At 35.9% G+C, this 9,445-nt stretch carries 8 protein-coding genes; all 8 read left to right on the forward strand.

Annotated elements, in window-relative coordinates; translation table 11 throughout:
• Positions 1 to 804: 3-isopropylmalate dehydratase large subunit (locus HPY60_10405; protein ID NPV51587.1), on the forward strand; the 804-nt coding region annotated here is incomplete at its 5' end.
• Complete coding sequence (locus HPY60_10410) at positions 804 to 1,316, forward strand: 3-isopropylmalate dehydratase small subunit (protein NPV51588.1); 513 nt, start codon at positions 804 to 806, stop codon at positions 1,314 to 1,316. The genes HPY60_10405 and HPY60_10410, both read left to right, overlap by 1 nt.
• Positions 1,288 to 2,412 carry an isocitrate/isopropylmalate dehydrogenase family protein gene (locus HPY60_10415; GenBank protein NPV51589.1) on the forward strand — a complete coding sequence of 375 codons (1,125 nt, stop codon included), beginning with the start codon at positions 1,288 to 1,290 and terminating at the stop codon, positions 2,410 to 2,412. Before HPY60_10410 ends, HPY60_10415 begins: the two co-directional genes overlap by 29 nt.
• A 10-nt stretch (positions 2,413 to 2,422) precedes the next feature.
• Positions 2,423 to 3,988: a citramalate synthase gene (locus HPY60_10420; protein ID NPV51590.1), complete on the forward strand. Its 1,566-nt coding sequence runs from the start codon at positions 2,423 to 2,425 to the stop codon at positions 3,986 to 3,988.
• Complete coding sequence (gene ilvD, locus HPY60_10425) at positions 3,985 to 5,634, forward strand: dihydroxy-acid dehydratase (protein NPV51591.1); 1,650 nt, start codon at positions 3,985 to 3,987, stop codon at positions 5,632 to 5,634. The genes HPY60_10420 and ilvD overlap by 4 nt, the downstream gene beginning before the upstream one ends.
• Position 5,635: 1 nt before the next feature.
• Positions 5,636 to 6,007 (forward strand): hypothetical protein, encoded by a 372-nt coding sequence (locus tag HPY60_10430; protein NPV51592.1) that lies wholly within the window; start codon positions 5,636 to 5,638, stop codon positions 6,005 to 6,007.
• A 32-nt stretch (positions 6,008 to 6,039) separates the two neighbouring features.
• A complete protein-coding gene (locus HPY60_10435) occupies positions 6,040 to 6,945 on the forward strand; it encodes an archaeosine biosynthesis radical SAM protein RaSEA (GenBank protein NPV51593.1) in 906 nt (301 codons plus the stop codon).
• A 307-nt stretch (positions 6,946 to 7,252) separates the two neighbouring features.
• A complete protein-coding gene (locus HPY60_10440; protein ID NPV51594.1) occupies positions 7,253 to 9,361 on the forward strand; it encodes an MMPL family transporter in 2,109 nt (702 codons plus the stop codon).
• The last annotated feature ends 84 nt before the right edge of the window (positions 9,362 to 9,445 follow it).

The raw sequence follows: 9,445 nt of genomic DNA on the forward strand, positions 1-9,445 counted from the left end.
CTTTGGTTAAAAGTACCTGATAGTATTAAAATAACAGTTAATGGAAAACTTGACAATTATGTATATGGCAAAGATATAATCCTTCATGTAATTGGGGATATTGGAGTAGAGGGTGCTTTATATCAAGCAATGGAATATTATGGAAACACCATTGAAAATTTAACACTCTCCGACAGGATATCCATTTCAAATATGGCAATTGAGGCTGGTGGAAAGGCTGGAATTATTCCTCCAGACGATAAAGTCTTTGAGTATCTTCAGAATAGAGTAAGGGGAAATTATAATCCAGTATATTCCGATAAAGATGCATACTATATTGAAGAATTGAAGTATGATGCAGAAGACATACCCCCTACAGTTGCAAAACCATTTTTACCAAGTAACACGGCACCAGCTTCTGAAGTTGATGTAAAGATAGACCAAGCATATCTTGGTTCATGTACCAATGGTAGAATTGAAGATCTGAGGATAGCTGCAGAAATACTAAAAGGAAGGAAAATAAATCCCGAAGTTAGAATGCTCGTTGTTCCCGCAACTAAGGAAGTATTCAATCAGGCTTTAAAAGAAGGATTAATCGATATTTTCGAGAAAGCTGACTGTTTTGTCTGTGGCCCAACATGTGGAGCGTGTCTTGGAGGGTATATGGGCATACTTGCTGAGGGTGAAAAATGCGTTGCTACTACAAACAGAAACTTCATAGGGAGAATGGGACATAAAAATTCGGAAGTATATTTAGCAAATCCAGCGGTTGTTGCAGCTTCTGCACTAGAAGGAAGAATAGTTGACCCTAGAGAGGTGCTTTAATGAAGGAAGTTCTTGAAGGAAGAGCCATTAAGTTTGGAGACAATGTAGACACAGATCAAATTATTCCGGCAGAATTTTTAGTAACTGGAGACCCAAAAGAACTGGCAAAAAACGCCTTCGTAAAAGTAAGGCCAGAATTCAATAGCATTGTTAGAGACGGAGACATTATAGTAGCAGGAAGAAACTTTGGCTGTGGCTCCTCAAGGGAACATGCACCTAGAGCACTCATGGGAGCAGGGATATCTTGTGTCATAGCGAAAAGCTTTGCAAGAATCTTTTTTAGAAATTCTATTAATCTGGGATTAACATTGATTGAATGTGATGTTAAAGCCAATGAAGGAGATGAACTAGTAGTCGATCTGAAAAAAGGAACTATAAAAAACAAAAGATCCAGTGAGATCTTTGAATTTAAACCGCTACCTCCATTTTTACTGAAGATAGTAGAGAAAGGTGGCTTGATGGAATACGTAAAGGAGGTTCTAAATGAAAAAAATAGCCATAATGCCCGGTGACGGCATAGGACCTGAGATAATCGAAGAAGGAAAGAAAGTAATAGATGCAGCTTGTAAGATTACAGGACTAGACATTGATTGGGAATATTATCAAAACGGTTCTGAACATTACCTAAAAACTGGAGAATTAATAACAGAAGAAACACTTAAGGAACTTAAGAAAAAGGATGCAATATACTTTGGTGCTATTGGAGATCCAAGAGTTGCCCCCGGTATACTTGAAAAAGGTATCCTCCTAAAAATGAGATTTTATTTTGATCAATATGTAAATTTAAGGCCAATTGTATCCTATCCTAACGTTCCCTGCCCACTTAAAGACAAGACCTACAAAGATATTAACTTCCACGTAATAAGAGAAAACACAGAAGATTTCTACATTGGAATAGGTGGAAGATTTAAGGGAACAATGAACAAAGAACAACTCGAAGTAATTAGAGACTTATATGAAGTCAAGTTCAATATGGGAATTGATATTGATAGGCCTGAAGAGATAGCATACCAGATAGGTATGATTTCAAGAGAAGGGTCAAAAAGAGTCATAAGATATGCCTTTGAACTTGCTAAGATGAAAGGTAAAAAGAGAGTTACTTCTGTTGATAAGGCCAATGTATTAACAAATATTTACAGTCTCTGGAGAGACGTGTTTGAAGAAGTTTCAAAGGAATATCCCGGATACGAAACTGAATTTGCATTCGTTGATGCAATTACAATGTGGTTTGTAAAGCAGCCACAATGGTATCAAGTTGTTGTTGCACCAAATATGTTTGGAGATATTATCACTGATCTTGGTGCTATGATTCAAGGTGGACTTGGTCTTGCAGCAGGTGGAAATATCAATCCTGATGGAGTTTCAATGTTTGAACCTATACACGGATCTGCACCAAAATACAAAGGTAAAAATGTTTCAAATCCTCTTGCCACAATTTTAAGCGGAGTAATGATGCTTGAGACGATTGGAGAGCCAAAAACTGCTTCAATAATTGAAAAGGCAGTTGTCAAAGTATTAGAAGAAGGAAAGGTAAGAACACAGGACCTTGGAGGAACTTCAAAGACAACTGAGGTCGGGGACGAAATAGTGAAGAAGATGAAAGAATAAGGAGAAAAAAATGATAAAGCTTTTTGATACAACCTTAAGAGACGGAACACAGGGAGAAGGTATTGCCTTCTCCGCTAATGACAAGTTAAAGGTATGTGAAAAGCTTGACGAACTAGGAATACACTATATCGAAGGTGGATGGCCAGGCTCAAATCCCAAGGATGTTGAGTTTTTTAAGAATGCTAAAGCTCTTTCATTGACCACTTCAAAGATATCGGCTTTTGGAAGTACCAGAAGAGCAAAACTTAAGGCTGAAGATGACCCTAATTTAAAGGCTATTTTAGATGTTGATACAGAAGTTGCATCAATCTTTGGAAAAAGCTGGGACTTTCATGTGATTGAGGCATTAAAAGTTCCTCTTGAAAAAAATCTGGAGATGATCTATGATTCTATAGTCTTTCTGAAAGAACATGGTATCGAAGTGATTTATGATGCAGAACACTTCTTTGACGGATATAAGAGAAACAAAGACTATGCTCTAGCAACAATTAAAGAAGCGGATAAAGCTGGTGCAGACTGTATATCTTTATGCGACACAAACGGAGGGAGCCTGCCATTTGAAATAGGAAATATTATTTCCCAAATTAAATCCGAAATAAAGAGTAATATTGGTATTCACGCTCATAATGACTCAGAGTGTGCTGTTGCAAATTCTCTTGAGGCAGTTAAAAATGGGGCCGTTCATGTTCAGGGAACTATTAATGGATATGGTGAAAGATGTGGTAATGCAAACTTGTGCTCAATAATCCCTGGCCTTAAAATTAAGATGAAGCTCAATTGCGTTACAGATGAACAGTTGGCTAAACTGAAAAACGTTTCTGCATACATAGCAGAATTAGGAAATATCTCCCCTGAAATGCATCAGCCATATGTTGGTTCTAGTGCATTTGCCCATAAAGGGGGAATTCATGTAAGTGCTATTCAAAGACACCCAGACACCTACGAGCATATTAGGCCAGAGCTTGTTGGAAATAGAACAAGAGTCATAGTTTCAGAGCTATCCGGAAGAAGCAACATTGTTTTTAAGGCCAAAGAGTATGGGGTTGATTTAGAGTCTGACTCAAAACTTGATTTAATACTTGAAAAAATAAAGAAACTTGAAAACGAAGGATACCAGTTTGAGGGTGCAGAGGCGTCTTTTGAGCTTCTTATGAAGAAAGCATTGGGAACTTATAAAAAATTCTTTGAACTTGAAGGATTTAGAGTAGTTATTGACAAAAGAGGAGATATGGATTCTCGTTCTGAAGCTACAATTAAACTCAGAGTGGGTGAAAAAGAGTTCCATACAGCTGCTGAGGGTAACGGACCTGTAAATGCACTGGACAAGGCCTTAAGAAAAGCCCTTATTGGTGCATACCCAGAAATTAAGAACTTCAATCTTACTGACTATAAGGTAAGGGTACTTGAAGGAGAAGAAGGAACTGGATCAGTTGTTAGAGTTTTGATAAGAACCCACGGATATAATAAGACTTGGGATACTGTTGGAGTTTCAGAGAACATAATAACTGCAAGTTGGTACGCCCTTGTAGATAGTGTTGAATATGGATTGTCAAAATTTGTGGATGTGATTAAGTGAAAAGTTCAATTATTAAAGATGATATTGACAAAGCAGGTGCCAGAGGATTATTAAGGGCAGATGGTCTTAAAGATGCAGATTTTAAGAAGCCTTTCATAGGTGTTGCATCTGCATATTCCGAAATAGTTCCAGGTCACATTAATCTTAGAAAACTTACAGAACTTGTGAAGAAAGGCATTAGAGATGCTGGAGGCATACCATTTGAATTTGGAATGCCTGGTATATGTGATGGAATTGCAATGGGGCACCAAGGTATGAGATACTCACTTCCTTCAAGAGATATAATTGCTGATTCAGTAGAATTAATGGTTTCATCCCACTTGTTTGATGGTTGGATTGGAGTCACAAACTGTGACAAGATAACTCCCGGTATGCTTATGGCTGCCGGTAGAGTGAACATACCTGCAGCTATGGTAACTGGAGGCCCAATGGAGCCTGGAGAGTATAATGGTAAAAGACTGGATCTTATCTCAATTTTTGAGGCTATTGGTAGTTTTAAGAAAGGAGAGATTTCTGAAAAAGAACTGAAAGAGATAGAAAAAAGAAGTTGTCCTGGTGCGGGTGCTTGTGCAGGATTATTCACGGCAAACTCTATGGCATGTATGACAGAAGCCCTAGGATTATCTATCCCAGGAAGTGCAACAATTCATGCTAATGACAAGAGAAAAGAAGATATAGCATATCAAACGGGAAAACTCATAGTAGAACTAGTAAAGAAAGATCTCAAACCGAGGGACATAGTCACTAAAAACAGTTTTGAAAATGCTATAAGAGTTGATATGGGAATAGGCGGATCATCAAATACTGCACTACATTTGCCAGCTGTTGCTCATGCGTTTGGACTTAATCTTCCATTAAACTTATTTGATAAATTATCAAAAGAAACGCCCCATCTTGTAAATTTAAGGCCAGGTGGACCGTTCTTTATGAGAGATTTTGATGATGCTGGGGGTATACCACAGATATTACTTAGATTAAAAGATAAACTAAATCTTGAAACAAAGACGATTATGGGGAACTCGCTTGGGGACGTCCTAAAAAAGACAAAGATGGTTAAATCCGATACAATCAGGAACACAGATAATCCTTACCACAAACAAGGTGGAATAGCCATCCTTAAGGGAAATCTTGCGCCTAATGGATCAGTTGTGAAACAGACAGCAGTTAGCGATAAAATAATGAAGTTTGAAGGCAAGGCCAAAGTCTTTGAAAGTGAAGAGGCGGCGACTAAAGCCATACTTGCTGGAAAAATTAAGTCAGGAATGGTGGTAGTGATAAGATACGAAGGTCCAAAAGGTGGCCCTGGAATGAGAGAGATGTTAGAGCCAACAAGTTTGATTGCAGGCATGGGATTAGCTGAATCTGTGGCCTTAATTACAGACGGAAGATTTTCTGGAGGAACTAGAGGCCCTTGTATAGGCCATATATCCCCTGAAGCTTTTGACAAAGGGCCAATTGCTGCAGTAAAAGATGGAGATATCATAAGAATAGATATACCAAAGAGAAAGCTTGAAGTTGCGCTTACTGATAAAGAAATAGAAGAAAGATTAAAGACTGTTAAGCCTCCAAAGAAAGACATACCTGGAATGCTTTTGAGATATAGAAAACTTGTATCTTCATCTGATAAAGGTGCAGTGCTGGAATAAAATGGGTCTTGAATCTTTAGGGTTTCACTATTCGATTTTAAGCTCTATATTGAGTTCTTTTTTAATTATTTATTCTCTTTTTTTAAGAGATAAGGATTACAAAAAAGCAGAAGAATTGTTCATTTTTGGTGTTGTTTTTATAGGCGTCAGCTGGAGTGGCATTGAGTGGTCACTTTATCTTATGGGATACAATCTATTTTTACTTATCACGATGCCAATATTTCCATTATTATGTTATTTTCTTTCAACATCTTTTTTTATTATATATATTTCTGAAAGATATTACAGAAGAAGGATCTGGATTGCATTTGCAGTTATTGCATTTGTAATTTCTATTATAGCTGTAAACTGCATGAACTGTCTCTTTGAGTGAGGCTTTTAAACTCAGTTCATTTAGAGAATTTAATGTTCTTCTATAATAGGGAAAACGTTCAGGGTAAAGAATCAAAAGCACTTTCAATAATTTTACCAACTGTTGGGTGCAGATGGAGAAGGTGCAATATGTGCTCATACTTTGAAGATTCTCCTGTTGATCCTTCAATAGATATCTTCAAGATGATTGTTGATGAGTTTGACAATGCTTATGATAAAGAGATAAGAAAGGTCAAACTTTTTACATCTGGTAGTTTTCTTGATCCAAGAGAAGTCAGCTTTGAATGTGCAAAGAAGATAGTTTCATTTCTTTCTGAAAAAGGGATAGATGAAGTTACTTTAGAGTCAAGACCAGAATATATCAAAGAAGAGTATTTACTGGAAATAATGGGAAATGAGGATCTTCAAATTGAAGTTGCAGTAGGATTAGAGTCAGCAAATAACAAGATACTTGAACATTCAATTAACAAAGGATTTAAATTTGAAGACTTTCTCTCTGCAAGCGGAATATTAAAAAAATTAGGTATTAAAAATAAGGCCTATCTTATGATTAAGCCTCCATTCTTAAATGAAAAAGAAGCCATATATGACGCAATTGAATCTGCAAAGACAATAGAAAATATTGCAGATGTAATTTCATTTAATCCAATGACAATTCATAAAAATACACTAGTTGAATATCTATGGAAAAAAGGAGAGTATTCTCCCCCTTGGGGTTGGAGTATTCTAAAGATATTAAAAGAGACCTCAAATTTAAGGCCAGATATAATTTGTCACCCTGTTGCATTTGGAAGGTCACGTGGCCCTAAAAATTGCAAGGCCTGCAACAGAGAGATTGAAAAAAAGATTTTAGAATTTTCTCTTAAGAATGATCCAAAAATCTTAGAGTATGAATGTGAATGTAAGGAAGTATGGGAAGAAGAATTGTTGAAGTTTTGATCTGGCCCTAATTTTAAGGCCAATCATAATGTCAAAAATTTCGGGATCATCCTCTAGCTTACTCCATTCATTTTTACATCGCTTACAATGGTATCTTGGGGCTTCTGGTTCTATCTTGCAACTCCCTAGTATGTAATCTCCTTTCTGGGAACCATCTAAAAGTCCATGACTAGGAATACCATATATAATGAGAACAGTTTTTTCGGATCTACATTCGGGGCACTTTGGGGCTTTTTTAATCATTTTACCCAATAATTTTAATAAGTTTAAAAAATATAATGTTTAGATCGCAAAAAGAGGAGTATTAATGCATGAGTTGAGGGATACTTTTCTCGGTAAATTGGGGGTTTTAGAATACAGATACTCTAAGATTATCGTAATTGCAATGTTAGTTTTGACTTTATTTTTTGGTTCTCAATCACTGAATCTTCGTTTTGAATCGAACATGATGAAAGAGATCCCTCAAAATTTTGATGTTGTAAAAACTCAAGAGTTAATTACAAATGAGTTTGGTGCAGAAGAGGCCATAATAATTCTTTTAGAAACTAATCTTGATGAAGTTTCAGATATCAGAAACAAAAAATCCTTAGAAAGTATCTACAGACTGGAGCAAAGATTAAAATCTAGACCTGAAATTTTAGATGCTGTAGGTCCGGGTTCTATTTACTATTCATTATTCGGAGGAATTCCAGATAATGAAATTTATCTAAAAGACGCAGCAGAAAAAATGCCACAACTGATATCAAGCGATTATTCTGCAGCTATTGTATTGGTGAAGACCACAAGTTTTGTTTATGATCAATCAAGCATTAATTCAATAATTAAAATAGTCGAAGAAGAAGTAGAAAAGGAAGAACTATATGGATTAAATTATGAGATTACTGGAACACCAATTCTAATTAAAACTTTACTTGAAATTTTGCAAGAAGATATAATAAAAACTGTTCTTTTTGCATTGTTAATCATACTAATATTATTAACTTTGATTTTTCATGTTAAATCATTTTTAGTTATTGCGCCTCCCGTTCTTGGAATGATTTGGACTACGGGGCAACTATCTATGATGGGGGTGCCTATAAGTATGGCCACTGGAACATTTGGTGCAATTATTATCGGGCTTGGAACAGAGTATGGAATATTTATGATGTCAAGGTACAGGGAAGAAGCAAAAAAAGGGGCGCCTAATGAAACAAGGGTAATCGCGATGATTGCAGGTGTTGGAAAAGGTACTATTGGGTCAAGCACGACTACCATTGCAGGGTTTGTTGCCTTAACTTTTTCTTCTATGCCTTCAGTTGTGCATCTTGGTCAGACTCTTTCGTTAGGTATAATTAACTGCTTGATAGGCGCGTTTTTCTTTTTGCCTTGTTTAATGTCCTTAAAAGAATGGACTGTAAGTGGAATTGAAATAAAGAATAAAAAATTAGAAAAGAAAATTGGAAAGTTTTCTGAGTTGCAGGCCAGAAAACCGAAATCTTTCCTCCTAGTGGGCATTGTTTTGACCCTATTACTTGCATCAGGTATGAGTTACATAAAAGTTGTAGAGGAAACGGAGGAGAGTTCTCTACCAGAAAATTCACAAGTAATGAAAGTATTTAATACTTTACAGGATAAATTCCAGAGATATGACTCAATGTTAGTTTTAATAGAGTCAGAAAACGTTCTATCCCCAAATTTATTGAAAGAAGTCTATTCACTTAATAATCAGCTGATTAATATTTACAATGTAGAAGGCTCTTCTTTCAATTTAGATATTAAAGACATATATCTTCCAAAAGAAGATTTGAAGAGAAGACTTGAAGTGTCTGATAGCTTAGAGTATCTTATCTTACGATTGGATGTTTCTAAAGGTGCTGATCAGTTGCAACTCTATGATGACATTAAAAATGTACTAACTATGACGCCACTTTCAGTTCAGCCTGGTGGTACCATTTCAATGATTAGAGAATTGACTGATATTATTATGCCTGAGTTATCAAAACTTTCAACTTTAGGATTGATTGGAATTTTAGCTTGTGTAATGTTGACTTTTATGTCAGTTCGTTATGGAGTTATCCCATTATTAGCAGTTGGAGTGGGAATTATGTGGATGATGGGGATAGCAGGATTTATGGGAACAACTATGGACTCAGGACTAGTAGGTATTTTGTCTATTATGGCAGGTATTGGAATTGATTTTGCCATCCAGACAATAAATAGATTTAGATTAGAGAGAAGTCCAGTTATGGTTGAAAGAATAGTAAACACAGTTCAGGGAATATTTGAACCAGTGATACTATCTTCAGTAGTTGCAGGATTTGGATTTATGGCGATATTGGCGGCAACACTTAATTTTCTTGATGTTTTGGGTAAACTTCTATTTGTCGGAGTATTTAGCTGCGCAGCGATTACTTTGTTGTTTTACCTTCATTTTTAGTTCTACAAGAAAGATTTTTTAAAGATACTAAAAAATTATTTTATAGTAAAAAGAAGAGAATAGAAGAAATTGATTAATTTTTCT

The sequence above is a fragment of the Methanofastidiosum sp. genome (assembly GCA_013178285.1).
GTDB lineage: Archaea > Methanobacteriota_B > Thermococci > Methanofastidiosales > Methanofastidiosaceae > Methanofastidiosum.

What these genes read in the sequence shown, in the direction of transcription:
- HPY60_10410 (NPV51588.1), top strand. Translation starts at nt 804, where the DNA reads ATGAAGGAAGTTCTTGAAGGAAGAGCCATTAAGTTTGGAGACAATGTA.
- HPY60_10415 (NPV51589.1), top strand. Translation starts at nt 1,288, where the DNA reads ATGAAAAAAATAGCCATAATGCCCGGTGACGGCATAGGACCTGAGATA.
- HPY60_10420 (NPV51590.1), top strand. Translation starts at nt 2,423, where the DNA reads ATGATAAAGCTTTTTGATACAACCTTAAGAGACGGAACACAGGGAGAA.
- HPY60_10430 (NPV51592.1), top strand. Translation starts at nt 5,636, where the DNA reads ATGGGTCTTGAATCTTTAGGGTTTCACTATTCGATTTTAAGCTCTATA.
- HPY60_10435 (NPV51593.1), top strand. Translation starts at nt 6,040, where the DNA reads ATGTTCTTCTATAATAGGGAAAACGTTCAGGGTAAAGAATCAAAAGCA.
- HPY60_10440 (NPV51594.1), top strand. Translation starts at nt 7,253, where the DNA reads ATGCATGAGTTGAGGGATACTTTTCTCGGTAAATTGGGGGTTTTAGAA.